Below are 26,145 nucleotides of genomic sequence, written 5' to 3' on the forward strand. Positions count from 1 at the left end.
GAGAGAGGCGCATGAGACTTCAAGACCACATCGATTTCACCACGCTGCAGTGGGTCAAGCCGGAGCTCGACGATACCTTGTCGATCGCCCGCGAGGCACTGGAGTCCTACGTCGACAATCCGGGCAAGCGCGAGTTCATGCGCACCTGTGCGGATCACCTGCATCAGGTGCTAGGCACCTTGCGCATGGTCGAGCTATACGGCGCGGCGATGGTGGCCGCGGAGATGGAGACGCTCTCCATCGCGCTGCTTGAGGAGCATGTCGCTCATCGCGAGGAAGCTTATGCCGCGTTGATGCGCGGCCTGATGCAGCTGCCGGACTACCTCGAACGGTTGTCCAGTGGCCATCGTGACGTACCGGTAGTGTTGCTGCCGTTGTTGAATGACCTGCGTGCCAGTCGCGAGCAGCCGCCGCTGACCGACTCGGCGATGTTCCACCCCAATCTCGACGCGTTCCTGCCGGAGCAGGCGCCCGCGGCGATGAGCGAGGCATATGCCGAAGCGCATCGTGGCGAGTTGGTGGACTTGCGTCTGCGCTTCCAGCAGCAGTTGCTGAGCTGGTTCCGCGGACAGAATGCGGCACAGCAGCTGATCGGCATGCGCAAGACCCTGCTGGCGATTACCGCGCGCTGCCATCACGTACATGGCCGGCGCTTGTGGTGGATTACCGCCGGAGTACTCGAGGGACTGGAACAGGGTGCACTCAGGAGTCATGCAGCCGAAGTGCGCCAGCTGATCGGCAAGGTCGACCGCAATATCCGCCTGCTGATCGAACAGGGTGAAAACAGCCTGCGTGGCGGCGAAGCGGACGAAGTAGCAAGCCAGTTGCTCTACATCGTGGCCCAGGCCAAGCAGCGCAGTCCGCATATGGAACTGCTGCGCACGACTTATGCGCTGGACGGCCTGTTGCCTGCCGCCGGCGAACTGGAACACGCCCGTGGCTCGATGGCCGGGCACAACCGCGCGCTGCTTGATTCCGTATCGCGCGCCTTGAAGGACGACCTGCTGCGAGTCAAGGAAGCACTGGATCTGTTCCTGCGTCAGCAGGATGGTGATCCGGCACAGTTGGCCGCGCAGGGTGAGGTGCTCGAACGTGTGGGCGATACGCTGGGCATGCTGGCGCTGGCCGTGCCGCGCCGGGTGGTCAACGAACAACGGCGAGTGCTCGACGAGATCGCCAATCGCCTGCGCATGGCCGACGAAGATACCCTGCTCGACGTGGCCGGGGCCTTGCTGTATGTCGAGGCCTCACTGGACGATCACATCGAGAGTCTGGGCTCCGAAGGTGAACCGGTTTCCAGTGGAGCCGGACACGGTCTGCCGCGCAGCGAGGCGCTGGGCGTCGTCACGACCCTGATGCAGGAAGCGATCAGCAATACCAACAAGGTAAAGGATGCGATCGTTGCCTTTGTCGAATCCGGCTGGCAGCACGACCGTCTGGCCGGGACGCCGACCCTGATGAACGAGGTTGCCGGCGCCATGCGCATGCTGTCGGCGACGCGTTCGGCCGAGTTGGCGGATGGCGTGGGCCGTTTCGTCGGCTACGAATTGCTGGATGACCACCGCGTGCCCAGCGGGGCACAGATGGATCACCTGGCCGATGCGCTGGCGGCGCTGGAGTACTACCTTGAAGCCGCGCGTGAACATCGCGGTGGTCTGGAACATATTCTCGACGTGGCCGAGCATAGCCTGGGGCTGCTCGGTTACTGGCCGGTGCCGGCGATGCGCGAGTCGTCTGCGGCAACGGTTGCCGCGTCCGATGTGGAGGCGCCAGCGGAAGCGCGTGCCGGTCACGGCATCGAGCACGAGGAACATCCCGAACTTTCCGAGTCCGTCAGCCTGCTGCCCGGCGACGACTTGGGTCATTTGTTCATTGGCACCAGCGAACCGCATGCCGCTCCCGTCCACAATCTGGACGGACTGCGTCTGGCACAGACCGAAGCGACCACGCCGGCCATGCTGGAGGGGAGTTCGTCCGAGCTTCCGGATGGTGACTGGGTCGAGATCGAGGAAGAGGTCTTCGAACAACAGCCGGTCCGCGATGCACTGGCGGCCAACACCACCTTCAACACGAACGCGGAAGGTATCGATGACGATATCCGCGAGATCTTCCTGGAGGAAATGCAGGAAGAGATCGAGAACCTGCGCAGCGCCGAGGGTGTCTGGCTGGCTGACCCCGCGCAGATCTCGTCACTGATTGGTATCCGTCGCTCGTTCCACACGCTCAAGGGCTCCGGCCGACTGGTCGGTGCCGGTGTACTCGGCGAGTTCGCGTGGAAAGTGGAGGACATGCTCAACCGGGTACTGGACAACAGCATCCAGCCGGACGAGAACGTGCAGGCGGTGGTGCGGCACGCGATCGATTCGCTGCCTCAGTTGCTGGTCGCACTCAAGGGCGAGGGCGCGCCGACGGCACCGCTCAGCGCCATCATGCAGGCCGCCGAGCAGCTGGCGGCCGGTCAACCGGCACGCATGGAGGATTACGCGTCGGCTGCGACCGAAACAGTTCGACGTGTGGTGCGCCGGCGCGTGCCGCGGCTCGACGTGGCGGCGCAGTCCGTCCCGGAAGCGAGCGTGACCGATGCGCACAGCTTCGCCGCCGCGCATGAAGCGGTCGAGCAGATGCCGGTCATGGCCGGCCCGGTGATGCCGCCGGTTGATCCGGTACTGCTGGAGATCCTGCGCAGCGAGGTTGCGCAGTACCTGCAGACCATTCGCGCGGCGATCCAGCGCAGCCGTAACGCGTTGCCGATCGGCGAAGAACTGTTGCGCGCCGTGCATACGCTGCATGGTGCCATCGCGATGGTCGACATTCCGCTGCTGACCCAGCTGCTGTCGCCACTGGAAGGGCTGCTCAAGCGTCTGCGTGCCGCCAGCCTGCCGCTGTCTGCCGATGGCGTGCACCTGCTCGGCCAGTCGGTCGATGTGGTCGATCAGGTGATGAGCCAGTTCGATGTCGCTGAGCCGCAACTGCCCAATGTGGATGAATTGACCTCGCAGCTCATTGCCATGCGCGACCACTATCCCGAGTCGCAGGTGGCACATGTGGTGTTCGAGCCGCATCCCGACGAGGTGGAGCCGGCAGCAGAAGCCGCCGCGCCGGCACCTGCCGGGATCGACGAAACGGCGATGGGCGCTTCGCTGGATGCCAGCATGGATCGGCTTACGGCTGAACAGCCACAGCAGACGGGCACCGAGGCGCCGTCGAATGCCGCCCCGCTGCCGGAGATCCATCCGGACGACGCACACCATGCCGAACTCGCCGCCGAACTGGTCGCCGCACTGGGCGCGTTCGAGCCCGAGGCTGCCGTGGCCGAACGGGCTGCTGCCGAGAAGCTGGCCGTGGAGCAAGCGGCTGCCGAGAAAGCGGCCGCGGAGCAAGTTGCGGCCGAGCATGCCGCCGCGGAACAAGCTGCAGCCGAAAAGCTTGCGGCCGAGCACGCCGCCGCCGAAAAGCTGGCTGCGGAACAAGCTGCAGCTGAGAAGCTTGCGGCGGAGCAGGCAGCCACCGAGAAGTTGGCCGTGGAGCAAGCTGCTGCCGAGAAAGCGGCTGCGGAGCAAGTTGCGGCCGAGCATGCCGCCGCTGAGAAGCTGGCTGCGGAACAAGCGGCAGCGGAGCACGCTGCGCAAGAACAGGCAGCACACGAGCACGCTGCGGCCGAGAAACTGGCCGCCGAGCATGCGGCTGCCAACGACGGGTCCGTGGCGACTGAGGCTGAGCCGGCGCAAGAGCCGACTTACGCCCTGGCGGGATCGGGCCTGATCGATGCCGACCTGCTCGAAGTATTCATCGACGAGGCGCGCGAAATCCTCGATCACGCCGATGGCGTGCTGGCGCAGTGGCATGCCGAGCCAACCGAGCTGGCCCATGTGGCGGAATTGCAGCGCGACCTGCATACGCTCAAGGGCGGCGCGCGGATTGCCGGGTTGTCGTCGGTGGGCGATCTTGCCCATGCGATCGAGACCGTACTCGAGAAGCCGGTTCGCGATGCGCAAAAGACCGGGCCACTGATCGCGGCGCTGGAGGCGAGCTTCGACCAGTTGCATGCGCTGACCCAGCAGATCTCCCAGGGTCAGACGCCGGCGTACCCGCAGACCACGATCGATCATCTGTTGGGCCTGGCCGGCGAGCACACCCTGGCCGACGACGAACTGCCGGCAACGGCCGTCATGCCGACGCCGGAGTCGAAGCCGGTGCGGACAACACCGCTGCCGGTGCTGCCGAGCACGCTGGACGGCCTGGAGCTGCCAGAGTTGCTGCCGGAAGAGGAGCAGGAGGTACGCTCCCCGCAGGAACAGATCCGTGTTCGCGCCGACTTGCTCGACAACCTGGTCAACCATGCGGGCGAGGTGGCGATCTATCGGTCACGCCTCGAACAGCAGGTGGCCGGCTATCGCTTCAACCTGGTCGAGCTGGAGCAGACCGTCGCACGCTTGCGCAGCCAGTTGCGCATGCTTGAGATCGAGACCGAGGCGCAGATCATCGCGCGCTTCCAGCGCGAGCATCGCGAAGCGGGCCTGGCGGCATTCGATCCGCTCGAGCTCGATCGTTACTCGCAGCTGCAGCAGTACTCGCGTGCACTGGCCGAGTCGGTCTCCGATCTGGTGTCGATCCAGAGCATGCTGGACGAGCTGACCCGACAGGCCGAGACCCTGCTGATCCAGCAGTCGCGCGTCAGTACCGAACTGCAGGATGGCTTGCTGCGCACGCGCATGCTGCCGTTCGACACGATGGTGCCGAATCTGCGGCGCACCCTGCGACAGGCCGCGCAGGAGCAGGGCAAGAGTGCTCAGCTCTACGTGGATGGTGCGCATGGCGAAATGGATCGCAACCTGCTCGATCGCATCAAGGCACCGTTCGAGCACATGCTGCGCAATGCGATCGCGCATGGCATCGAAACCCCGGCCGAACGCCGCAAGGCAGGCAAGCCGGCCGAAGGTTCGGTGCATATCCAGGTCGCACGCGAGGCCACCGAGGTGGTGATCCGGGTCAGCGATGACGGTCGTGGACTGGATCGTGCGGCGATCCGCAAGCGCGGCATCGAGCGTGGCCTGCTGCGTGCCGATACCAAGCCGACCGACAACCAGCTGCTCTCGCTGATCACGCTGCCGGGCTTCTCCACCGCCAGCAAGGTGACCCAGCTGGCCGGTCGTGGCGTCGGCATGGACGTGGTAGCCAACGAGATCAAGCAGCTCGGCGGTTCACTGTCGATCGAGTCGGATGAGGGCAAAGGCAGCACCTTCGTGCTGCGCCTGCCGTTCACGCTCGCGGTGACCCAGGCCATCCTGGTGCGCATCGGCGAGGCGACGTTTGCGATACCGATGACGTCGGTGCAGGGTGTGGCGCGGGTCAATCCGGACGATCTGACGATCCTGCTGGCCGAAGACGAACCCTCATTCCAGTATGGTCTGGAATCGTATGGCATCCATGATCTGGCTGAATTGCTGGGTCTGCCGCCTGGCCTTCCGGCCGAGGGTGAGCAGCAACCGTTGCTGCTGACCCGTGCAGGTGATCTGCGTGCGGCGATCCGCATCGACGCGGTGCTCGGTTCACGCGAGATCGTGGTCAAGTCGGTCGGTCCGCAGATCAGCTCGGTGCCGGGTCTGCTCGGCGCAACGATCATGGGCGACGGTTCGGTGCTGGTCATTCTGGATCTGGCACCGCTGGTCCGTCACGGCATCACCCGTCGCATACAGCGCCTGTCCGATGGCCTCAGTGCGGTACAGGCACCAGTCATCGAGGAAGTGCGGGTACGTCCGCTGGTGATGGTGGTGGACGATTCGATCACCATGCGCAAGGTCACCAGCCGTGTGCTGGAACGTCACGAGTACGAAGTCAGCACGGCCAAGGACGGCGTCGATGCGGTGGAGAAACTGCACGAGCGCGTGCCGGATCTGATGCTGCTCGACATCGAGATGCCGCGCATGGACGGCTACGAGCTGGCGACCCACATGAAGGCCGATCCACGCCTGCGCAACGTGCCGATCATCATGATCACCTCGCGCAGCGGCGACAAACATCGCCAGCGTGCGTTCGACATCGGCGTGGATCGCTACCTCGGCAAGCCGTACCAGGAGGCCGAGCTGCTGATGCAGATCGGCGAGGTGCTTGAGCAGCGTGCGGCGGAGCCGGTTCATGACTGATACGACGCCGGCGGTCGCCCTGCTGTTCGACGACACGGTACTAGGCGGTCAGTTGCGCGAGGCGCTGCATGAGCGTGGCGCGCGGATTGTCCATGAGGGTGGCGTTGCCAGCCTCAATCGGGAGTTGTTGCACCAGGTGGGCGCCGATGTGCTGGTGGTCAATCTGGACGACAGTGCCGACGACGCGCTCGATCATCTGTACGAGCTGATCGATGGCGACCGACCGCGGGTGGTCTTCAATGATGCACAGGCCAGTCGCAACTTGAATGGCTGGGACCGTGCCCGCTGGGCGCGGCATCTGGCGGTCAAGGTGCTGGCGGCAGGCGATCTCGATCCGCCGCGCCCGGAAGATGCCCGCGGCATCGAAACACCGGCGCCGGTCGGGCAGCCTGAATCTGCCCACATTGCGGCTGTCACACTCGAAACCCCGGCTGAAGCCGCAGCGGCATTTGCCGAGACAGCACCGGTGCCGGCGGAATCCGGAATTGAAGAGCATGCGCCGGCCACTGAGCCAACGCCGGAAGCCGAGTCGGAGTCGATGCTGCTGGAGTCGGACTTGCTGCCGCATGACGACCTCGATGGTCAGTACGAGAAGAGCGCCAGCGCCGAATCGGAAAATCTGGCAGCGGAACTGGAGGCGTTGCTGGCTTCCGATGAATTGCACATCGACGCCGATGACGCATCCGGGCCTGGCCTGCGCTTCACCAGTGACGAGGAGTTGCCGCCGTTGCATGATGGCGATTTCGGCGTGCTGCCGACTCCAACCGAGGCAGGAGCGGGTCATCACGCGGCATCGTTTACTGCTGCAGCCACCCTGCCGCAGGCTGCGGCCTTTCAGCTCGATCATCTGCAGCTGGCATCGCAGGACGATCCGTCGATCGTGACCCTTCCGGCATCTGCGAACGAGTCTGCTCCTGTCGCTTCCATGGCTGCACCGGTCAGTGCGCCCGACAGTTGGGCGCTGCTGGATGACGATGTGCTACTTGCCGAGCCGACCAGGACCGATGCCGCTGCGTTTGGCGTCGAAAAATTGAGTGCCGCCGATTTCCTCGCGCCGGATGTCGGACCGGTTGCACCCGGGGTCGAGGCAGTGATGAATCTGGAGCTGATGTCGATCGAAGAGGCGATCGCTCCGACACCTTATTTGCATGACCATGATGGGCATGACCACGTGATGATGCTCGACGAACTGGGCGGTGCCCTGAGCCGGCTCGTCCTGTTGGGGGCCGCCCCCAGTGGCGCGGATTCCGTCTGCAGCTTCCTTGCGGCATTGCCGGCAAGTTCGCGATTGACCTTTCTGCATACCCAGCACCTGGGCGAACAGGAATCGGATGCTGTGTTGGCGCAGCGGCTGGCGGCAGTTTGCCCGCTACCGGTACGACTGGCGGAGCAGGGCAGTCGCGCCACGTCCGGTGAGGTGCTGCTGGTGCCGGCAGGAAAGCAGGTGATACTGCGTCGTGACGGCAAGATCGAACTGCAGGCGATCGCTTCGGATCAGGTACAGGGCCCGTCGATCGACACCAGCTTCACCATGGCGGCGAATGCGTTCGGCCGCGATGCAGTGGCGATCGTGTTCGCGGGGCGGGCCAACGATGCCGTCGCGGGCTCGCAGGCGATCCATGATCGCGGCGGCCAGGTCTGGGTAGAGTCGTCGTCCGGCGAGCATTTCGCCGATATGGTCAGCGGTATCTTCGCCGAACGACTGGTCAGTTTTTCCGGTACGCCGCATGAGTTGGCGGCGCACCTGATCGAGGTGTTTCCATGAGTGATCCGCTGCCGCGTGAAATCCGTTGCGTGCTGGTGCCAGTCGGCAACCAGCGCCTGTTGTTGCCCAATGCCACGATCGCCGAAGTGATCACCCAGAGCAAACCCGAACCGGTCGCCGGTGCACCTGAATGGTTGCTCGGGCGTATTGCCTGGCGCGGCTGGCGGGTGCCGCTGGTGTCGTTCACCCAACTGGCCGGTACCGAAGAAGGTGACGCCGAGTTGAGTGTGCGTGTGGCCGTGCTGAAGGCGCTTGGCGGCAACCAAAAACTGCCGTTCATCGCCGTGCTGACGCAGGGTTTTCCACGCCTGACCACGTTGAACGCAGAGTTGATCATCCCCACCCACGACGGCAGCCAGCTGCCGGCAGGTGTGCGCGCGCAGGTATTGGTGCGCGATGACGTCGCGATGATCCCCGATCTGGAATGGATCGAGACCGAACTGCTCGACCTGCTCGACAAGGCGGATGCGCCGGAGCCGGTGGAATCCGGCGAGTCGTCCGACAGCGAAGGCTGAAAGCAGATCGGGGACGGCGACAGGCCTAGCTGTCGCCGTGCAAGGCCTGCAACGCCGCGAGTGCGGCCAACCCGGCGGTCTCCGTGCGCAGAATGCGCGGGCCCAATCGCAGCCCGTCGAAACCGGCGGCAGTCAATGCGTTGATGTCGCGTTCACCCAGACCGCCTTCCGGACCCACCACCAGCAAGCCACCCGCTGCGGTGAAGCGCAGTTCGCGGGATGATCGGGTGGCCTCTGGTAGCAGCGCCAGGCGCAACGCATCCTCTCCGGTCAGGCCAGCCAGCCACAGCGGCAGCGGCAGCGCCGGGGTGATCTCGGGCAGGCGCGCGCGACCGCTCTGCTCGCAGGCACTGGAAGCCACCGCGCGCCAATGTGCCAACCGCTTTTCCGCGCGTGCGGCATCCAGTTTCACTTCCGAGCGCTCAGTCAGCAGCGGCACGATGCGCACTACGCCAAGCTCGGTCGCCTTCTGCACGATCAGGTCCATCTTCTCGCCACGTGCAACGCCCTGCGCCAAGGTCAGCGGCAGTGGCGATTCGTTGGCGAGCACCTGTCGGTCATCCACCCGCACCACGACTTCGCGCTTGCCGACACTCCGGATGGTGGCCGGGTAGTCGCTGCCATCGCCGTTGAACAGCGTGAGCGGGTCGCCGACTGTCAGACGCAGAACGCGGGCTACATGTTCCCCGGCCTGTGTCGGCAGGGGCCATTCGGTGCCGATGGCCAGCGGCAGGTCGACATGGATACGGATGGTGCGCATGAAGCTGTCGCTGGGCGAAAAGGGCAGCATAACCGAGCGCGCGCCGGCTGGCCTGCGCGGTGCCAAGCTGAATTCCAGCGAGATGAACGACGGCGATGCATTTGTCTACAGCGACGCAAGCGCGCAGCATGGATGCCCCACCCAAGGTTGCAACCGAGGTTTTCCGCCATGTCCAAGCTATCCATCATTACGTTCGCCCTGATGACCGGCCTTGGCATCAGCGCGACGGCATTCGCCCAGAGTGCTCCGCCAGCGGGTACTGCCCAGGTCAGCCAGTTAGGGCAGCAATCGGTACCGGCAGTGCACCAGGTCATCAAGCCTGGCGACCGTAATTGCATACGTGATACCGGCAGCCTGATCCGGGCCAGGAAGGGCGAATGCCTGCCGGTGACCGGCCGCAGTTATAGCCGCGACGAATTGCAGCGCACAGGCTCTCCCAATACCGGCCGTGCCTTGCAGATGCTCGACCCGAGCATTGGCAGCGGGCATTGACGTGGGCGGCGCCTGACGCGTTGACGGCCTATGGTAGAGACGTGCTTCCCACGGCTTGCTCGATGCCGGCGATGGCGGTATCCACCAGTTGGTCGAGCTCCTGCTCGGTGACCACATACGGTGGCATGAAATACACCACGTTGCCGAGCGGGCGCAGCAGCGCGCCATGCTGCAGACCGTGCAGGTACACCTGCAGCCCGCGTCGCTCCACTGCTGGAAACGGGCGTCGGCTGACCTTGTCGGCGACCAGTTCGATCGCCGCGATCATGCCGGTCTGACGCACGTCGGCGACATGCGGATGGTCGCGCAGCGGTTCGAGGCGTGTGGCCAGGTGCTTGGCGAGCTGGCGATTGCGTTCGAGTACCGGCTCATCGCGGAAGATCGCCAGCGTCTCCAGCGCCACCCGGCAGGCCAGCGGGTTGCCGGTATAGCTATGCGAATGCAGGAAGGCCTTGCCGGCGTTGTATTCCGCGTAGAACGCTTCGTAGATTCCGGTGGTGGTGAGTACCGCCGACAATGGCAGGAAGCCACCGGTGAGTCCCTTCGACAGGCACATGAAATCCGGCGTTACGTTGGCCTGCTCACAGGCGAACAGCGTGCCCGTGCGGCCGAAGCCCACCGCAATTTCATCCGCGATGAAATGCACCGCGAACTCGTCGCACAGCGCTCGCAGGCCGGTGAGGTAACTAGGGTGATACATGCGCATGCCGCCGGCGCATTGCACCAGCGGCTCGACGATCACCGCGCAGGTTTCATGCGCGTGTCGTTCGAGCAGCACGCGCATCTCGCCCAGGCGACGCGTGGCGATCTGTTCCGGTGACTCGCCTGGCTCGCCCTCGTACGCATCCGGCGATGGCGCCAGGAACGGCGTCAGCAGCAGCGGTGCATAGGTCTTGCGATACAGCGCCACGTCGCTGACCGACAGCGCGCCCAGCGTCTCGCCGTGATAGCTGCCAGTCAGCGCGATGAAGCGGGTCTTCTCGCCGTGGCCCTGATTGAGCCAATAGTGGAAGCTCATCTTCAACGCGACTTCGATAGCGGCCGAGCCATTGTCGGCGTAGAACACGCGATCCAGCCCGGGCGGCGTGATGCGTACCAGTTCTTCGGCCAGTTCGATCGCCGGCTGGTGGGTGAATCCGGCAAAGATCACGTGTTCCAGGGTGCGCGCCTGTTCGGCCAGCGCGGCGGCGATGCGTGGATTGGCATGGCCGAACAGGTTGGTCCACCATGAGCTGATGCCATCCAGATAGCGGCGACCGTCGGCGTCGATCAGCCACGCGCCGTCGCCGCGCACGATCGGCACCATCGGCACGCTTTCGTGATCGTGCATCTGGGTGCAGGGATGCCACAGGTGTTTCAGATCGCGCGTGGCGAGCGCGACATTGCTGCTTGCAGGGATGATCATCCGGCTATCATCGGTGCTCCACGATGGGCACTCAAGCCTGCGCATGGATCATCCCGGGAATCGACGTTTGAAGTATTTGCGAAAATGCCTGATCGGTTTCGGCATCTTGGCGTTGGTCGTGGCGTTGCTGCTGTGGTTTCTGCCGGCACGCCTGGCACTGCCGTGGATCGGGCCGCAACTACACGGGTTGCGCCTGCAGCAGCTGCAAGGCTCGCTGTGGGACGGTCATGCCGGCCAGGTGCTGACGGCCGATGGCCACGTCATGGGGCGACTGCAATGGACGCTGTCGCGGCGCGCCCTGTTCGGACAGGCGCAGGCACAGCTGGAGTTTCATGGGCCGCCGCTCGATTTTTCCGGTGGCATGCAACGCTTGCCGGATCACAAGCTTGAATGGCACGACGTGAGCCTGCGTGCCGAACTCGGGACATTGATGCCACGCACGAGTCTGCCGTTGGGTCAGCCGCGTGGCGAACTGCAACTGAACATCGAACATGCGCTGCTGCAAGGTGGCTGGCCGCTGCAATTGCAGGCGCAGGCGCAGTGGCGACATGCCGTCATGCACACACGTGATGGCGATGTGGCTTTGGGCGATCTGCACGGACAGGCGCAAGCGCAGGCCGGGGTGATTCAGGCGCAATGGCATGATGACGGACAGGGCCCGCTGCAGGTCGACGGCCAGCTGCAACTGAGTCCGCTCGGCTGGCGACTGGACGCAACGCTGCGCGCCAGACAGACTGATCCGGCATTACGCCATTGGCTGGCCGGGCTGGGACAGCCGGGTGCCGACGGAGATGTGCATATCCAACGCAGCGGCGGACTGGCGGCGACCCTGCCGGGCGCTGCCGCCACCAACCAGAGCACCAAACCACCATGAATTCCGAGATGGTCGCGTCGGCACTGACCGCCGCGCGCGAAGCGGCGGCTGCGGCCGCCGAAATAATTCGTCACTACTGGCATCGAGGCGTCGAGGTGGAACTGAAGCCGGATGCGACGCCGGTGACGATTGCCGATCGCGAGGCGGAGCGTGCGATTCGACAAATCCTGCAGGCGGCGTTGCCGCAGGCGGCGATCTATGGCGAGGAGTTCGGTTATGACGGCGGCGGGCTCGAAGGCGAGCGCGGTGGCCTGCTATGGCTGGTCGATCCGCTCGATGGCACCAAGAGTTTCGTGCGGCGCACGCCGTTTTTCTCCACCCAGATTGCGTTGATGGATGGCAACGAGCTGGTGCTCGGCGTGTCCAGCGCACCGATCTACGGTGAGACCATGTGGGCCAGCGCCGGCGGCGGTGCATGGCTCGATGGCGAGCGCGTGCGAGTAGCGGATACCAGCACGATCAGCGAGGCATCGATTTCCACCGGCAACGTCAAGACGCTGACCGCCGATGCTCGCTGGGATGCGCTCGGCGCCTTGATCCGCGACAGCAACCGCATCCGCGGCTACGGCGATTTCTGCCATTACCACCTGCTGGCGCGTGGCTCGCTGGATCTGGTGATCGAGTCGGACGTGAACATTCTCGATATCGCCGCGCTGGCGGTGATCGTGCGCGAGGCCGGCGGAGTGTTCACCGATCTGGCTGGCGCAGCATTGACGCTGGATACGCGCAGCGTGCTGGCCGGCACGCCGGCGATCCACCGGCAGGCGTTGCAGCGACTGCGCCTGGATGCCGGCACGGCGCCATGACCGCCTGCGTCGCGGCGGTCATGGCGCTAGAATGACCAGATGCGCAAGCCACCCATCATCCACGCTACGCGGGACGTCACCGACAGCCATTTCCTGCACGTCGAGCAGCTCGATCTGGAGTTTTCCAACGGCGAACGTCGCACCTATGAGCGACTGAAAAGCGGCAGCCTGGGTGCGGTGATCATTGTGCCGATGCTTGACGACGAAACAGTGTTGCTGGTGCGCGAATATGGCGCCGGTGTCGGTCGTTACGAACTCGGCCTGCCGAAGGGCCGGCTGGATCAGGACGAGACTGCCGAGCAGGGCGCCGAGCGCGAGCTGAAGGAAGAGATCGGCTACGGTGCGCGTCGGCTGAAGATTCTGCACGACCTGTCGCTGTTGCCGTCGTACATGACCCATGTGGCGCATGTGGTGCTGGCGCAGGATCTGTATCCCGAACGTCTGATAGGTGATGAACCCGAGGAACTCGACGTGGTGCCATGGAAGATGTCCGAACTGCATACCTTGCTCGGTCGCGATGACGTGACCGAAGGCCGCTCGATCGCTGCGTTGTTCATGGCTCGCGAGTACCTCGCCGGGCGCTTTCAGCGCGCATGAGTACGCCCCCCGCTTTTGCCCGGCAGATTGGTGAGATCGCCCGCGCTGCCGGCGCGGCGATCCTGGCGATCTACCACAGCGACTTCGCGGTGCAGACCAAGGCGGACGCTTCGCCATTGACCGCCGCGGATCTGGCGGCGCAGCAGGTCATCATGGCTGCCTTGGCCAAGCTTGAGCCGACGCTGCCGGTGTTGTCGGAGGAGGCCAAGGCACTGGCCTGGTCCGAGCGCCAACACTGGTCGCGCTACTGGCTGGTCGATCCGCTCGATGGCACCCGCGAATTCGTGAAGCGCAACGGTGAATTCACCGTCAATATCGCGCTGATCGACGATCACCAGTCCGTGCTGGGCGTCGTGCTGGCGCCAGTCACTGGCGAGTTGTATGTGGCGTCGCGCGGCGATGGCGCATGGTTGCAGACGCAGGCCGATGGTGACTGGCAACGTATCGAAACGCGGCCGCTGGCACAGCCGCCGGTACTGGCCGGCAGTCGTTCGCATGGCAGCCTGCAGGACTCCATGTTGCAGGCTCTGCTCGGTACAGACCATCAACTGGTGCCGCTCGGTTCCTCGCTGAAGTTCTGCCTGATCGCGCGCGGTGCTGCGGACGTCTATCTGCGCTTGGGTCCCACCAGCGAATGGGATACTGCCGCTGCGCAATGCGTGCTGCAGGAAGCCGGTGGCGCAGTGATGGATTTGCAGGGGCGCGCATTCCGCTACAACCGCGGCGAGTCACTGCTCAATCCCGAGTTCATCGCCGTCGGCGATCCCGCGGTCGACTGGGCGGCGCGGTTGCGTGCGGCTGGTTGTGAATGATCCGGTGAGCGACGATCGCCGCTACAGCCTCGATGACCTGCTCGCGATCATGGCGCGTCTGCGTGATCCCGAGCGTGGTTGTCCGTGGGACCTGCAGCAGGATTTCGCTTCGATAGCGCCGTACACCATCGAGGAGGCCTACGAGGTTGCCGATGCAATCGATCGTGGCGATTTCGATGACTTGCGCGACGAGCTTGGCGACCTGCTGCTGCAGGTGGTGTTCCATGCGCAGATGGCGAAGGAGGCCGGGCTGTTCGATTTTGCCGATGTCGCCGATGCGATCAGCGGCAAGATGCGCCGCCGCCATCCGCATGTGTTCGGTGACGTGCGTTATGCGGATGTCGAAGCGCAGAAGCAGGCATGGGAAGACATCAAGACGGCCGAACGCGCCAGCAAGGGCGCGCTGGCCGATGCCAGTGCACTGGCCGGCATTTCATCGGGACTGCCGGAATGGAAGCGCGCATTGAAACTGCAGCAGCGCGCGGCCGGCACAGGTTTCGACTGGACCGATCCGCAGCCGGTACTGGCCAAGCTGGCCGAGGAAGTGGACGAGGTGCGCGTCGAGTTCGCGGACGGCGCCGATCCGGCACGGCTGGAAGACGAGATTGGCGACGTGCTGTTCGTGATGGTGAATCTGGCACGCCATGCCAAGGTCGATTTCTCGCGCGCGCTGCGGCATGCCAATGCGAAGTTCGAGCGACGTTTCCGCCAGATGGAGCAGCTGGCGGCTGCCGAAGGCAGTGTGTTCGACGAGCGTACGCTCGTCGAACAGGAGCAACTGTGGCAACGCGCCAAGGCGATCGAGCGCGAGTCCTGAAACTCCGCGACCCCGCGCCATGGTTGCAACCCTTTGGTCGCCAGCGGCATCTGATGCCGTAGACCATCCGAGGAGAGTCACCATGCGCCGTCTTCTTTCCGCAGCCCTGTTGCTGGCCCCGTTCGCAGCATTCGCCGCCACCTCGTGCAAGTACGAGGCGCCGCGCCATTTGCAGCTCGACCTGGCCGGGGTTCGCGCCGTGCAGATTGAGGTACACAACCAGAATCTGCACCTGACCGGCAGCGACAGCACCAAGGGTCTCACGCTCAATGGCCGTGCCTGCGCTTCGGACCAGGCGGCACTGGATGGCCTGCAGGTCACCCAGCGGCGCGAGGGCGATCAGTTGCTGCTCGACATCGGTGGCGATAACCATGTCAGCTTCAACCTGTTCGGCAACTCCTACGCAAGCCTCGATGTCACCGTGCAACTGCCAGCCAGCCTGCCGGTGACCGTCAGCGTGGGCTCCGGCGACGCCGACGTCAGTGGTCTGCAACAGCTGCAGAGCAACGTCGGCTCGGGCGATCTGCATGTGCGCAAGGTGTCCGGCAAGTTCGCCACCAGCGTGGGCTCCGGCGATGTCGATGTCACCGATGTCGGCAGCTTGGAACTGGGGTCGGTTGGCTCGGGTGACTTCAAGGCGGCGGGCATCACCGGCGACGCCAAGGTCGGCAGCATCGGCTCGGGCGACGTGGTATTGCGCACGGTCGGCGGCAGCGTGCGCGCGGATACGCTCGGTTCCGGTGATCTCACCGTAAGCGATGTGGCTGGCGATTTCAGCCTCGGCGCCAAGGGCAGCGGCGACGTCAGTCATAGCGGCATCAAGGGCAAGGTCAGCGTGCCGAAAGACGACGATTGATCGCGGTCTCCGTAGGAGCGCACCCTGTGCGCTCCTACGACGTGGTCCAGCGCCAGACCAGATAGACCAGCGGCGCGCACACAAGCAGGAACGGGATCGACACCAGCTGGAGCAGGCGCAGGCCATGCTGCTGCCTGGCCAGGCGCAGCGCGATCAGGTTCGCCAGCGAGCCGATCGCCACGCCGAAGCCACCCACGTTCACTGCAACCGCCAATGCAATCGCATCGTGTGTGCGGTCGAGCAGCAGCACCGTCGCCGGCACATTGCTGATCAATTGCGAGGCGAAGATGCCGCTGACGTATAGAGTCAGTGGCTCGCTGAAGTCGAGTCGGTCCAGCGCATCGCGCACCAGCGACAGCTCGGCGAAATGGCCCAGTCCTAGAAAGATCGCCGCGAACGTCAGCAGCAGCAGCCAGTCGACCCGCGCCAGGCTCGAACGCGCCAGCAGCGCGAACAGCACCAGCAGCAGTACGGCACCCAGCGGCGCCTGGTGGTATTCCATCAGCAGCACCATGCCGACCAAGGCGACTGTCGACCATGCGCCGAGCCGGTTCGACGTCACCTGACCATCGATCTTGTCCGGAGTCAGTTCGATCCGGTCGCGCGGCAGCCACAGCCATGTGAATGCCGCCAACAGCACGAACATCACGGCCGCCGCCGGCAGCATGGCTGCAGCGAAATGCAGGAATGGCATCAACGAGTGCTGCCACAGCAGCAGGTTCTGCGGATTGCCGATCGGGCTGAGCGTGGAACCGGCGTTTACCGCGAGCGCCTCCAACACCACCATGCGCAGCACCGGCAGGTTCGACATACCGCCGATCGCCAGCGTCAGTGGCACGATCAGGAACAGGCTCACGTCGTTGGTCAATACCATCGACAGCAGTGCCGTCGCGCTGACCAAGAGCAAGCCAAGACTGCGCAGCGAATGCGCCCGTGCCACCACGGCCACGGCTGCATGCTGCACCAGCCCGCTGTCGCGAATGCCCTGGATCGCGATCAGCAGGCCCATCAGGCCGGCCAGCGTCGGCAACTGCAGCCAGTGCTGATACTTCGCCGACGGCTGAGGGTCGAGCAGGGTCAGCACGATCGTCAGCGCGGCGAACAGCAGCAACAGCCATTCGGCCTGCAGTTTCGCGCGCCAGTCAGTGCGCGGGTGTTCGAGCTCGTTCAACACGGCGAGCCGCGAACAACTGGCTTTTGCTCGTCATTCCTGCGGAGGCAGGAGTCCAGTTGCTTTGTGCGAATGAAGCCAAGGGCGCTGGGTTCCTGCTTTCGCAGGAATGACGGTGGTTTTGGAGGCTCTGTGCGTTTTGTCGTTACGCCGTAGCTCACCACTCGCTCAATCCTTCGATCTGGTACAGCTTCTGCCAGCTCGGCCGTGCGCGCACCAGGTCGGCCAGCCGCTTCAGTGCGGGCCATTCGGTGGCCGGACGCGGCATGTTGCGCGACCAGCGCATCAGCATGGTCAGCAGCAGGTCGGCGCCGGAGAATTCGGTGCCGAGCAGATACGGCCCATGTGCGGCGAGTTGTGCATCCAGCAGCACCCACACGCCTTCGATCTTGCGTTGCAGGGCGGCGCGCACTTCCGGCGTGTGCTCTGCCGCACCCAGTTCCGGTGGGTAGAACCAGAAACGATACGTCGACATCAGCGTATTGCTGAGATAGACGATCCACTGCTGCCATGCCTCGCGCTCGGGCGTGCCGGGCGCTGGCGCCAGCTTGGCTTCCGGGTGACGTTCGGCCAGCACCATCAGCAGCGCCGCCGATTCCGACAACGGCCGGTCGTCAATCACCAGCGTCGGCACCACGCCACGCGGATTGAGTTTCAGATAGGCCGGATCGCGCTGCGCCTTGGTATCAAAATCGACCAGCCGCAACTCATGCGGCGCACCGATCTCCAGCAGCGCCAGGTGCACCACCATGCTGGCGGTGCCGGGGGAGTAGTAGAGCGTATACATGCGATCTCCTCAGCAGTGTTCGGCACACGCGATCTTGGCGGCGGCTCACCCTTCGCGCAACAAGCGCATCGGCGATGTCCGCGTCACCTTCCGTGTCCCGGCCAGCCCAAGCAGCATCACCACGAAGGCGGCGCCGAGCGCGGCGAACGCGAGTGGCCACAACGGAGGCACGAAGCCGTCGATATGGAACACGGCGTGGCCCAGCCACAGCCCGGCGCCGGCGGCACCGAAGGCGGCGGTGAGCCCGGCGACAAGGCCGAGCAGGGCGAATTCGCAGGCGGCGGCGACGCGCAGTTGATTGCGACGTGCACCGAGTGTGCGTAGCAGCGCGGCCTCGTGCCGGCGTTCGGCGGCACTGGCGGCGAGCGCGGCGGCCAGCACCAGCGCGCCGGCTAGCAGGCTGAAGCCAAGGATCCAGCGCACCGCATTGCCGACGCGGTCGACGATCTCGCGCACGCGGTCGAGCAGCGAGTCGACATCGACCAGACTGAGGTTGGAATAATCGCGCGACAGCTGCGCCAGTTGCGTGGCATGGCCGCGCGGCAGATGGAAACTGGCCAGCCAGGTATGCGGCAAGTCACTGGCGTGGGCCGGGTCGAGCAGCAGGAAGAAGTTGACCCGGAACGAACTCCAGTCGACCTTGCGGATACTGCCGACCTTCGCCTCGATGTTGCCTTCGCCAACGTTGAAGCTCAGCGTGTCGCCCACTTTCAGCGCAAACATGTCGCGCCACATGGTGTCGATCGACACTTCGGCCTGGGTCGGATGCGCCCCCTGCCACTGACCGGCGATCACCTGGTTCGATGGTGGCAGGACATCGGCCCATGACAGGCGCAACTGCCGGTCGGTCCAATCCTTCGCGCGTTCGTCGGTGAAGTGCAGCTGGTCGATCGGTGAGCCGTTGATCGCGGTGAGCTTGCCCACCGCCAGCGGCAGCATGTTGAGCTGATCGCCACCGATGCCGGCCAGCGCGTGCTCGAAACCGGCGCGCTGATCGTCCTGCAGATTCAGCGCGAACCAGTTCGGCGTATCCGCTGGCAGTTCCTGCCGCCAGCCCTGCAGCAAGGCCGGTGCGACGATCGCCAGCAACAGCAGCGCGCACAGGCCGAGGCTGAGTGCAGTGGCCTGGATCAAGCTCAGCGTACGCCGTCGTGCCAGTGCGGCGAGGCCGAGTCGCAGCGCCGGATGCGCGCCGGGAGCTACGCGGCGCGCCAGCCATAACAGCAGGGCAGCCAGCAGCGCTGCGATCACCGCCACGCCGAGCAGGCTGGCGGCGAGGATGCCGGCCAGCTGCAGCGAGCTGCTCTGGCTCCAGATCAGGCCCAAGGCGACCAGCACCGGGATCAGGTACAGCGCATCGAAACGCCGCACCCGCCGCTGCACGCTCTGGCGGAACACCGCCACCGGGGGTACCTCGGCCAGCCGTACCAGCGGCGGCAAAGCGAAACCGACCAGCACCGCGATGCCCATCGCGGCGGCGGCGACCGATGGTGCCAGCGGCAGCACGGTCGGCACGCTGCCGAACAACGAGCTGGCGAACAACCACGCCAGTTGTGCCAGCCCCAGCGCCAGCAACAGACCGAGCGCGGTTGCGGGCAGGGCGAGCGCACCGAGCGTGCCGAGCAGCAGCCCCAGCACGCGCCGGCGTGATGTACCCAGGGCGCGCAGCAGTGCGACTTCCGAGGTCTTGCGCCGCGCGTAGCGTTGCGCGGACAGCGCAATGGCGATGCCAGCCAGCAACGCCGACAGCAGCGCGGTCAGGCGCAGGAACGCGCCGGCCCGATCGAATGCCGAGCGCATGCGTTCCTGGGTCTGTTCCGGCGTAATCAATTCGGCACCTTGCGGCAACGTGGTCGACTGCGCCCAGTCGCGCCAGCCCTGCACCGCCGACGGTTCGCCGGCCAGCAGCAGGCGATGGCGCGCGCGGCTGCCGACACCTAGCAGACCGGCCTTTTCGGCATCGGCCAGATTCATCAGCGCGCGTGGCGCCAGTGCGAACAACTCGCCGCCGTCCGGCTGACGCAGCAACTCAGCGGCAATGGTCAGATCGCGGCCGCCCAGCTGCAGTGGTTCGCCCACTTTCAGATGCAGCGCGACCAGCGCGCGATGATCGAGATAGACCTGGCCCACCGCCGGTGCATGGCCGTTGTAGGCGTGTCCATTCGCGTCGCCCAGCTCCAGCGTGCCGCGCAGCGGATAGTGCGCATCGGTGGCCTGCACGTCGAGCAACTGGGTTTGCTGATGCGCGAACGCCACGCTGGGGAAGCTGGCGGTGCGCGTGATCTGCAGGCCGCGCTGGCGGGCCTCGGCGGCGAAGCTTTCCGGCACAGTCTGCGGCGACGCCACGCCGATGTCGCCGCCGATCAGTTCGGCGGCGCTGGCCAGCATGCCGCGTTCGATCCGCGTCGCCAGCGTGGCAACCACGCCCAGCGCGACCACCGCCAGCACCAGCGACGCGGCCAGCGTGCGCAGTTCCGGCAGATGCCATTCGCGGCGCAGGCTGCGCAGGGCGAGCAGCAACATTTTCATGCGCGTGCGCCCACGCTTGGCGACACCACGCAGCCTTCCTCCAGTTCGATTCGGCGATCGCAACGCGCGGCCAGGGTGGCGTCATGCGTCACCAGCACCAGGGTGGTGTGGTGGTCACGGTTCAGCGCGAACAGCAGGTCGCAGATGTGGTGGCCGGTGCGCTGGTCGAGGTTGCCGGTGGGCTCGTCGGCAAACAGCACGCGCGGGCCGTGCACGAAGGCGCGGGCGATCGCCACGCGCTGCTGCTCGCCGCCGGACAGCTGGGCCGGATAGTGCCGGCGCCGTGGAGTCAGCCCGACCGCTTCGAGTGCTTCGCGGGCGCGTTGGCGCGCTGCGCTGCTGCCTTCCAGCTCCAGCGGCAGCATCACGTTTTCCTCGGCGGTGAGTGCGGGCAGCAGATGGAACGACTGGAACACGAATCCGACCAGTCGCCGGCGCAGGTCGGCGCGCGCTTCCTCGTCCAACTGCTCCAGCGCGTGGCCATCCAGGCCGATGCGACCGGTATCCGGCGTATCCAGCCCGGCCAGCAGGCCGAGCAGGGTGGTCTTGCCGGAGCCGGAGGCGCCGACGATGGCGAAGCTCTCGCCCGGCTGGATCTGCAGGCTGACCTTGCTGAGGATTTCCAGTTTCCCCTCGGGGCCGCTGACCGACTTGCTAACATCGCAGGCCTCAAGAAGTGGACGGGAAGAATCACTCATGCGTCGATGCCTTTGGCTGTTGGTCTTACTTTGTGGCATCGGCAGCGCCCAGGCGGCGCAACCGAAAACCGTGCTGGTGCTGGGTGACTCGTTGTCTGCCGCGCACAACATACCGGTCGAGTCCGGCTGGGTGCATCTGCTCGACGTGCGTCTTGGCAAGATGGTGCCGAAGTGGACGGCGATCAATGCCAGCATCAGCGGCGAAACTTCGTTGAGTGGACGCAACCGCCTCTCGGTGCTGCTCAGGAAGTACCACCCGAGCGTGCTGGTGCTGGAGCTGGGTGCCAACGATGGCTTGCAAGGGCTGCCATTGCCGACCCTGCGCGACAACCTCACGGCGATGATCGACATGGCGCAGCGGGCGAAGGCGCGGGTGCTGCTGCTCGGCATCGAGCTGCCGGTGAATTACGGGCCACAGTATCGCGATGGCCTGCGTGCGACCTATGCGGATCTTGCACGCGACCGACACACGGCGCTGGTGCCGTTTTTGCTCGACGGGGTTGCGCTCGATCCCGCGCAGATGCAGGAAGACGGTCTGCATCCGGTCGCCAGCGCGGAGCCGAAGGTGCTCGACACCGTGTGGAAACAACTGCAGCCGCTGCTGCATTGAGCAGTAAACCGAACGTGTTCTGAATTGCGGGCAAGCCAATTCACGCGACCATCACCCTGCAACCGGTTAGCTCTTCACATATGTGAAGCCGAACGAGGTAGGGACGACATGACCATGCATGACGAGCAAGCGGGACTGATTCTTCTGGTCGAGGACAACCGCCAGATAGCCGAGATGGTCGGCGAATTCCTGGAGCGTCGCGGCTACTCGGTCGACTATGCCGCCGATGGTGTCAGCGGCCTGCACCTGGCGGTGTCGAACAGCTACGACGTCATCGTGCTGGATCTGATGTTGCCCGGTCTGGAAGGACTGGAGGTCTGTCGCAAGCTGCGCCGCGAGGCCAAGAAATCCACGCCGGTGCTGATGCTGACTGCACGCGACACGCTGGAAGACAAGCTGGCAGGACTCGAAGCGGGTGCCGACGACTATCTGGTGAAGCCGTTCGAGGTGCGCGAGCTGGAGGCGCGGCTGCGTGCGTTGATCCGCCGCGATCGCCGCCAGGTATCCACCGAGGTGCTCACGGTCGGCGACATGACCCTGGATACCGCCACGCTGCGGCTGACCCGCGAGGGCCAGGAGCTGACCGTGTCGCCGATCGGACTGAAGCTGCTGGCGATCCTGATGCGCGAATCGCCGCGAGTGGTCAGTCGGCGCGATATCGAACGCGAGATCTGGGGCGACACCTTGCCCGATTCGGATACCTTGCGCTCGCATCTGTACAACCTGCGCCGAGTCATAGACAAACCCTTCGCACGGCCCCTGTTACACACCATCCATTCGGCCGGGTATCGCCTCGCGGATCTTGAATCGGAGGTGGCGTCGACCGTCCAGACAGCTTGAGGCTGAGCGGCGAAGCTAATGGACAGCAAGGTCAAACCAGCAGTGACATTTCCGGTGGGTGCCTTTCGACGGCACACCGCGTGGGTATTCGGGTTGCAGTTTGCGGCCGTGGCGATCGTGTGTGTCATGGGTATCTATGACGTGGCGCCCCTTGCGGCGGTGATCGCGGTGGTCGTCATCACCACCATCCTGGCGTGGCTGGCGATGCAGCGCGAATGGCGTCCGGTCAGCGCGCTGGCCAGGCTGGTCAACGGCTGGGACGATCAGCAACCCGATCCGGACATGCTGCGGCCAGAGCGGCTATCGCGGCACACCGATGCCGACGTGGCTTCGCTGGCGCGTGGCCTGCACGGCTTCGCCACGCGTGTCGCCGGCTTCAACCAGCGCGAGCGCAACTTCACCCGCGACGCCAGCCATGAACTGCGCAGTCCGCTCACCGTGATCAAGATGTCGGTCGACATGCTGGTCGACGAAGAGGGCATCAGCGAGTTTGGTTCCCGTTCGGTGCGCCGGATCAAGCGGGCCACGCTTGAGATGGAAGCGCTGGTCGAGGCGTTGCTGATCCTCGCGCGCGAGTCGGATGTCGGTCTCGACAGCGAACGCTTCGTTGTCAACGAGGTGTTGCGGCTGGAACTGGAGTCTGCCCGCGAGCTGCTGGTCGGCCGACCGATCGAGCTGCAACTGGAAGAGCCGGCGCGCTTTGCGCTGCAAGGCTCCTCCCAGGTGTTTTCCGTGCTGTGCTGGCAACTGATCCGCAATGCCTGCCAGCAGACCGAGCAAGGCCGCGTGGTGATCACCGTTTTGCCCGGTGTGGTGAGCGTGAGCAACCACGCGAATCCGGCGGTGCCAGTCGACCTGTCCCGGTCCATGCGTGCGCATGGTGCGGACCGGCATGGGTTTGAGCTGGCGATCGCCCAGCGCATCAGCGACCGCTTTGCGTGGCCGCTGGAGTTGCAGACACGGACGGGGCAGGAAAACATTGCGCGCATCCGTTTTCCGCATCCGCTTCCGGCCGAAGTGCCATGGGATTCCGTGCAATCGTAGCGGCGCCTTGTCGCGCCCTGATCGACTCAGTGCTGGCTATAGCTGACCAACTCCATCACCAGATCACCGCCATCGTGTTGCGAGAGTTTCACCGGCAGCAGGTAGCTGCCCGGTGCGTACCACGCGCTGAAGCCGCGCTCCGCATCGGTACGATCGATGCGTTCGGCATTGAAGCTGCCGGCCGGCACCTTGACGGTTTCCTTGCCGGTCACCTTGAAGTTCTGCGTCTGTACTTGCTGGCGTACCGCTACCGGCAGCGCGATCTGCTGCTGGCCATCGCGCAGGGCCAGCCCCAATGCCAGTGGCGTGGTGTTGCGCTCGACCATGCCGGGAACCGCCGGGTAGGCATTGGGGCCCTTGCCCTCGTCGACGGTCACCTGCTGTTTCGCCCAGTTGACCAGCATGTGGCGCTGTTTGTTCTTGATTGCTGCATCCAGCTGATAGTCGTAGCTGATCGCTTCGGGGACATCGCCTTTCCAGCGGAAGCGCGAGGTTTCCTTGATGCTGGCGCTCATCATGGCAGCCATGCCGGCGGTGCCCTTGACGTCCCGGCTGTAGATCCATTCACCGTTGCTGCCCTTGCGCAGGGTCACGGTGGCTTCGCCCATCGGTTCGCCGCCCTGCAGCACGTTGTAGTGGGCGGTAAAGCTGCTGGGTGTGGCGGCGAAGATGGCCGGAGCGCCGAGCAACAGGCCAAGGCCGAGAAGGGGAGCGAGCAGGGGTCGGATAGTCATGTAGCGAGTCTGCCGGCGCCGGGCTGAACCGTGGATCACTCTGCGGGCTGCAGGCCGTGATTGCCCAGCACCAGCGATGCGTGCAGCGGCTGGCCGTCGAAGCGGGGAGCATGGCCATCCCATTGCAGCCGCTGGCTGGCCAGCAGGTGCAGTACGGCCGGCAGCAGCCGGTGTTCCAGCGGCAGCAGGCGCTGCGCCAGCCGGTGCTCGTCGTCGCCAGCTTCGATCGCGAGGCGTGCCTGCGCGATCACCGGGCCGCCATCCAGTTCGGCGGTGACGAAGTGCACGCTGGCGCCATGCTCGCGGTCGCCAGCTTCCAGAGCACGACGATGGGTATGCAGGCCACGGTATTTCGGCAGCAGCGAGGGGTGGATGTTGATGATACGGCCGACCCACGGCCGCAGTGCCTCGCCATCGAGGATGCGCATGAAGCCGGCCAGCACCAGCCACTGCGCACCGCTGGCACTGATGCGGGCGAACAGGTCCAGGTCGAATGCACGCCGGTCCGGATAGCTGCGCGGATCGAGTGCCAGTGTCGGGATACCGGCCGCCTCAGCCAGCCGCAATGCACCGGCCGTGGCCTTGTCGCTACCGACCAGCACGAATTCGACCGGCAGTTCGCCGCGTTCGCGCGCGGCAAGCAGGGCGGCAAGATTGCTGCCGCGCCCGGAGGCGAGCACGGCGACGCGTGGCAGTGGGGTGGTCATCGACGGTGCTGGGAGACTGGATCAGCCAATCCGCACGCGTTCGTCGCCCTGCGCCGGCACGATCTCGCCGATCACCGAACTGGCCAGGCCGTGCTTCGCGAGCAGGGCCGAGGCGGCACTGACGGCATCGCGCGGCAGGATCACGGTGAAACCGATGCCGCAGTTGAACGTGCGCCACATTTCCTCGCGCGCCACGTTGCCTTCGCGCATCAGCCAGTCGAATACCGGCGGCAGCACGATGGTGCTGGCATCCAGTGTGATGCCGAGGCCGTCCGGCACCACGCGGATGATGTTTTCTTTCAGGCCGCCACCGGTGATGTGTGCCATGCCGTGCACGGTTTGGCTATGCAGAAGATCAAGCATGGCCTTCACGTAGATCGTGGTCGGCGCCATCAACGCGTCGGCCAACTTCACCCCGCCAAGATCAAGATCCAGTGGGTTGCCGGCGCGCTCGAGAATCTTGCGGACCAGCGAGTACCCGTTCGAGTGCGGGCCGGACGAGGCCACGCCGAGAACCACGTCGCCGGCGACGATCCCGTCGCCGCTGAGCATCTGCGACTTCTCCACCGCACCCACGGTGAAGCCGGCCAGATCGTATTCGCCCGGTGGGTACATGTCCGGCATCTCGGCGGTCTCGCCGCCGATCAGCGCGCAGCCGGCCAGTTCGCAGCCTTTCGCGATGCCGCCGACCACGGCGACCGCGGTATCCACATCGAGTTTGCCGGTGGCGAAGTAGTCGAGGAAGAACAGCGGCTCGGCGCCCTGCACCAGCACGTCGTTGACGCACATGCCGACCAGGTCGATGCCGATCGTGTCGTGGCGGTTGAGGATCTGCGCCAGCTTCAGCTTGGTGCCGACGCCGTCGGTGCCGGACACCAGCACCGGCTCCTTGTAGCGGCCGGACAGGTCGAACAGGCCGCCGAAGCCGCCCAGTCCGCCCATCACTTCCGGGCGGGCGGTGCGCTTGACCAGCGGCTTGATGCGTTCGACCAGCGCATTGCCGGCATCGATATCGACGCCGGCGGCGCGGTAGGTGAGGGCGTCAGACATGGCGGAAACCGGCGTGGATGAAACGCGCAAGTTTAGCAGCTTGTGAAGTCGTGCTGCCCGGCGCTGGTGGCTGCGCGCGGGCGCCGATGGACGCTGGGGGCGCGATTGGGCAGACTTCCCGGAGCTTTCCCCT

General features: G+C 65.2%; 23 protein-coding genes. 14 read left to right on the forward strand and 9 right to left on the reverse strand.

All coding sequences use genetic code 11. The features are described from left to right. Positions 1–11: 11 nt before the first annotated feature. Genes B0E48_RS13800 through B0E48_RS13810 form a run of 3 tightly spaced genes read left to right on the forward strand, consistent with a single transcriptional unit; the run spans position 12 to position 8,423 of the window. A complete protein-coding gene (locus tag B0E48_RS13800) occupies positions 12–6,143 on the forward strand; it encodes an Hpt domain-containing protein (RefSeq protein WP_077518739.1) in 6,132 nt (2,043 codons plus the stop codon). Beyond that, on the forward strand, positions 6,136–7,908 hold the full coding sequence (locus B0E48_RS13805; protein WP_077518740.1) for a chemotaxis protein CheB: 1,773 nt from the start codon (positions 6,136–6,138) through the stop codon (positions 7,906–7,908). Before B0E48_RS13800 ends, B0E48_RS13805 begins: the two co-directional genes overlap by 8 nt. Next, positions 7,905–8,423 (forward strand): chemotaxis protein CheW, encoded by a 519-nt coding sequence (locus B0E48_RS13810; protein WP_077518741.1) that lies wholly within the window; start codon positions 7,905–7,907, stop codon positions 8,421–8,423. The genes B0E48_RS13805 and B0E48_RS13810 overlap by 4 nt, the downstream gene beginning before the upstream one ends. A gap of 25 nt (positions 8,424–8,448) precedes the next feature. On the opposite strand, the gene B0E48_RS13815 is transcribed toward B0E48_RS13810, so the two are convergent. After that, positions 8,449–9,183 (reverse strand): 16S rRNA (uracil(1498)-N(3))-methyltransferase, encoded by a 735-nt coding sequence (locus tag B0E48_RS13815; protein ID WP_077518884.1) that lies wholly within the window; start codon positions 9,181–9,183, stop codon positions 8,449–8,451. Here B0E48_RS13815 and B0E48_RS17600 point away from each other — a divergent pair. Together B0E48_RS17600 and B0E48_RS13820 are read left to right on the forward strand one after the other, a co-directional pair. Further along, positions 9,182–9,385 carry a hypothetical protein gene (locus tag B0E48_RS17600; protein ID WP_139350303.1) on the forward strand — a complete coding sequence of 68 codons (204 nt, stop codon included), beginning with the start codon at positions 9,182–9,184 and terminating at the stop codon, positions 9,383–9,385. The genes B0E48_RS13815 and B0E48_RS17600 overlap by 2 nt on opposite strands. Next, complete coding sequence (locus B0E48_RS13820; protein WP_077518742.1) at positions 9,352–9,675, forward strand: hypothetical protein; 324 nt, start codon at positions 9,352–9,354, stop codon at positions 9,673–9,675. Before B0E48_RS17600 ends, B0E48_RS13820 begins: the two co-directional genes overlap by 34 nt. A 28-nt stretch (positions 9,676–9,703) precedes the next feature. On the opposite strand, the gene B0E48_RS13825 is transcribed toward B0E48_RS13820, so the two are convergent. Further along, the gene (locus B0E48_RS13825) at positions 9,704–11,080 is read right to left on the reverse strand and encodes an adenosylmethionine--8-amino-7-oxononanoate transaminase (protein WP_077518743.1); all 1,377 of its coding nucleotides are present in this window, start codon (positions 11,078–11,080) and stop codon (positions 9,704–9,706) included. 67 nt (positions 11,081–11,147) lie between these two features. Here B0E48_RS13825 and B0E48_RS13830 point away from each other — a divergent pair, with 67 nt between their 5' ends. The 6 genes from B0E48_RS13830 (at position 11,148) to B0E48_RS13855 (ending at position 15,842) form a co-directional block, all read left to right on the forward strand. Next, the gene (locus B0E48_RS13830; RefSeq protein ID WP_077518744.1) at positions 11,148–11,954 is read left to right on the forward strand and encodes a type II secretion system protein N; all 807 of its coding nucleotides are present in this window, start codon (positions 11,148–11,150) and stop codon (positions 11,952–11,954) included. Then, a complete protein-coding gene (locus B0E48_RS13835; RefSeq protein WP_077518745.1) occupies positions 11,951–12,760 on the forward strand; it encodes an inositol monophosphatase family protein in 810 nt (269 codons plus the stop codon). The genes B0E48_RS13830 and B0E48_RS13835 overlap by 4 nt, the downstream gene beginning before the upstream one ends. Positions 12,761–12,799: 39 nt before the next feature. Next, complete coding sequence (gene nudE / locus B0E48_RS13840; protein ID WP_077518746.1) at positions 12,800–13,357, forward strand: ADP compounds hydrolase NudE; 558 nt, start codon at positions 12,800–12,802, stop codon at positions 13,355–13,357. Beyond that, positions 13,354–14,169 (forward strand): 3'(2'),5'-bisphosphate nucleotidase CysQ, encoded by an 816-nt coding sequence (gene cysQ / locus B0E48_RS13845; RefSeq protein WP_077518747.1) that lies wholly within the window; start codon positions 13,354–13,356, stop codon positions 14,167–14,169. The genes nudE and cysQ overlap by 4 nt, the downstream gene beginning before the upstream one ends. A gap of 4 nt (positions 14,170–14,173) precedes the next feature. Further along, positions 14,174–14,986, forward strand: coding sequence for a nucleoside triphosphate pyrophosphohydrolase (gene mazG, locus B0E48_RS13850; protein ID WP_077518885.1), 813 nt, complete (start codon positions 14,174–14,176; stop codon positions 14,984–14,986). Positions 14,987–15,068: 82 nt separating this feature from the next. Next, on the forward strand, positions 15,069–15,842 hold the full coding sequence (locus B0E48_RS13855) for a DUF4097 family beta strand repeat-containing protein (protein ID WP_077518748.1): 774 nt from the start codon (positions 15,069–15,071) through the stop codon (positions 15,840–15,842). A gap of 34 nt (positions 15,843–15,876) precedes the next feature. On the opposite strand, the gene B0E48_RS13860 is transcribed toward B0E48_RS13855, so the two are convergent. The 4 genes from B0E48_RS13860 to B0E48_RS13875 all read right to left on the reverse strand — a co-directional run bounded on the left by B0E48_RS13860 (position 15,877) and on the right by B0E48_RS13875 (position 21,027). Continuing rightward, positions 15,877–17,013: an SLC13 family permease gene (locus B0E48_RS13860; RefSeq protein WP_254423973.1), complete on the reverse strand. Its 1,137-nt coding sequence runs from the start codon at positions 17,011–17,013 to the stop codon at positions 15,877–15,879. A 157-nt stretch (positions 17,014–17,170) separates the two neighbouring features. Next, on the reverse strand, positions 17,171–17,800 hold the full coding sequence (locus B0E48_RS13865) for a glutathione S-transferase family protein (RefSeq protein ID WP_077518749.1): 630 nt from the start codon (positions 17,798–17,800) through the stop codon (positions 17,171–17,173). 45 nt (positions 17,801–17,845) lie between these two features. Next, positions 17,846–20,329, reverse strand: coding sequence for an FtsX-like permease family protein (locus B0E48_RS13870; RefSeq protein WP_077518750.1), 2,484 nt, complete (start codon positions 20,327–20,329; stop codon positions 17,846–17,848). Next, positions 20,326–21,027 (reverse strand): ATP-binding cassette domain-containing protein, encoded by a 702-nt coding sequence (locus B0E48_RS13875; protein WP_077518751.1) that lies wholly within the window; start codon positions 21,025–21,027, stop codon positions 20,326–20,328. The genes B0E48_RS13870 and B0E48_RS13875 overlap by 4 nt, the downstream gene beginning before the upstream one ends. On the opposite strand from B0E48_RS13875, the gene B0E48_RS13880 reads away from it, so the two are divergent. From B0E48_RS13880 to B0E48_RS13890, 3 genes are all read left to right on the forward strand, one after another. After that, entirely contained in the window at positions 21,026–21,637 is a 612-nt protein-coding gene (locus B0E48_RS13880; RefSeq protein WP_077518752.1) for an arylesterase, read from the forward strand. The genes B0E48_RS13875 and B0E48_RS13880 overlap by 2 nt on opposite strands. Before the next feature lie 108 nt (positions 21,638–21,745). After that, a complete protein-coding gene (locus B0E48_RS13885; RefSeq protein ID WP_077518753.1) occupies positions 21,746–22,477 on the forward strand; it encodes a response regulator transcription factor in 732 nt (243 codons plus the stop codon). A gap of 18 nt (positions 22,478–22,495) precedes the next feature. Next, positions 22,496–23,521: a HAMP domain-containing sensor histidine kinase gene (locus B0E48_RS13890; RefSeq protein ID WP_077518754.1), complete on the forward strand. Its 1,026-nt coding sequence runs from the start codon at positions 22,496–22,498 to the stop codon at positions 23,519–23,521. A gap of 26 nt (positions 23,522–23,547) precedes the next feature. Here the strand turns inward: B0E48_RS13890 and B0E48_RS13895 are convergent, their stop codons facing one another. The 3 genes from B0E48_RS13895 to purM are packed head-to-tail and all read right to left on the reverse strand — an operon-like array spanning position 23,548 to position 26,012. Then, positions 23,548–24,255, reverse strand: coding sequence for a DUF3108 domain-containing protein (locus B0E48_RS13895; protein ID WP_077518755.1), 708 nt, complete (start codon positions 24,253–24,255; stop codon positions 23,548–23,550). Between the two features lie 35 nt (positions 24,256–24,290). Further along, complete coding sequence (gene purN / locus B0E48_RS13900; protein WP_077518756.1) at positions 24,291–24,962, reverse strand: phosphoribosylglycinamide formyltransferase; 672 nt, start codon at positions 24,960–24,962, stop codon at positions 24,291–24,293. Positions 24,963–24,983: 21 nt separating this feature from the next. Next, positions 24,984–26,012, reverse strand: coding sequence for a phosphoribosylformylglycinamidine cyclo-ligase (gene purM / locus B0E48_RS13905; protein ID WP_077518757.1), 1,029 nt, complete (start codon positions 26,010–26,012; stop codon positions 24,984–24,986). Positions 26,013–26,145 lie beyond the last annotated feature (133 nt).

This window comes from Rhodanobacter sp. C03 (assembly GCF_002001175.1).
Classification (GTDB): domain Bacteria; phylum Pseudomonadota; class Gammaproteobacteria; order Xanthomonadales; family Rhodanobacteraceae; genus Rhodanobacter.

Excerpts from the sequence above, each read along its gene's own strand:
- B0E48_RS13825 (WP_077518743.1), bottom strand. The coding sequence starts at position 11,080 with ATGATCATCCCTGCAAGCAGCAATGTCGCGCTCGCCACGCGCGATCTG.
- B0E48_RS13885 (WP_077518753.1), top strand. The coding sequence starts at position 21,746 with ATGACCATGCATGACGAGCAAGCGGGACTGATTCTTCTGGTCGAGGAC.
- B0E48_RS13835 (WP_077518745.1), top strand. The coding sequence starts at position 11,951 with ATGAATTCCGAGATGGTCGCGTCGGCACTGACCGCCGCGCGCGAAGCG.
- purM (WP_077518757.1), bottom strand. The coding sequence starts at position 26,012 with ATGTCTGACGCCCTCACCTACCGCGCCGCCGGCGTCGATATCGATGCC.
- B0E48_RS13895 (WP_077518755.1), bottom strand. The coding sequence starts at position 24,255 with ATGACTATCCGACCCCTGCTCGCTCCCCTTCTCGGCCTTGGCCTGTTG.
- B0E48_RS13890 (WP_077518754.1), top strand. The coding sequence starts at position 22,496 with ATGGACAGCAAGGTCAAACCAGCAGTGACATTTCCGGTGGGTGCCTTT.
- B0E48_RS17600 (WP_139350303.1), top strand. The coding sequence starts at position 9,182 with ATGAAGCTGTCGCTGGGCGAAAAGGGCAGCATAACCGAGCGCGCGCCG.
- B0E48_RS13800 (WP_077518739.1), top strand. The coding sequence starts at position 12 with ATGAGACTTCAAGACCACATCGATTTCACCACGCTGCAGTGGGTCAAG.
- B0E48_RS13880 (WP_077518752.1), top strand. The coding sequence starts at position 21,026 with ATGCGTCGATGCCTTTGGCTGTTGGTCTTACTTTGTGGCATCGGCAGC.
- B0E48_RS13815 (WP_077518884.1), bottom strand. The coding sequence starts at position 9,183 with ATGCGCACCATCCGTATCCATGTCGACCTGCCGCTGGCCATCGGCACC.
- B0E48_RS13805 (WP_077518740.1), top strand. The coding sequence starts at position 6,136 with ATGACTGATACGACGCCGGCGGTCGCCCTGCTGTTCGACGACACGGTA.
- B0E48_RS13870 (WP_077518750.1), bottom strand. The coding sequence starts at position 20,329 with ATGAAAATGTTGCTGCTCGCCCTGCGCAGCCTGCGCCGCGAATGGCAT.
- cysQ (WP_077518747.1), top strand. The coding sequence starts at position 13,354 with ATGAGTACGCCCCCCGCTTTTGCCCGGCAGATTGGTGAGATCGCCCGC.
- B0E48_RS13855 (WP_077518748.1), top strand. The coding sequence starts at position 15,069 with ATGCGCCGTCTTCTTTCCGCAGCCCTGTTGCTGGCCCCGTTCGCAGCA.
- B0E48_RS13810 (WP_077518741.1), top strand. The coding sequence starts at position 7,905 with ATGAGTGATCCGCTGCCGCGTGAAATCCGTTGCGTGCTGGTGCCAGTC.
- B0E48_RS13865 (WP_077518749.1), bottom strand. The coding sequence starts at position 17,800 with ATGTATACGCTCTACTACTCCCCCGGCACCGCCAGCATGGTGGTGCAC.
- nudE (WP_077518746.1), top strand. The coding sequence starts at position 12,800 with ATGCGCAAGCCACCCATCATCCACGCTACGCGGGACGTCACCGACAGC.
- B0E48_RS13875 (WP_077518751.1), bottom strand. The coding sequence starts at position 21,027 with ATGAGTGATTCTTCCCGTCCACTTCTTGAGGCCTGCGATGTTAGCAAG.
- purN (WP_077518756.1), bottom strand. The coding sequence starts at position 24,962 with ATGACCACCCCACTGCCACGCGTCGCCGTGCTCGCCTCCGGGCGCGGC.
- B0E48_RS13820 (WP_077518742.1), top strand. The coding sequence starts at position 9,352 with ATGTCCAAGCTATCCATCATTACGTTCGCCCTGATGACCGGCCTTGGC.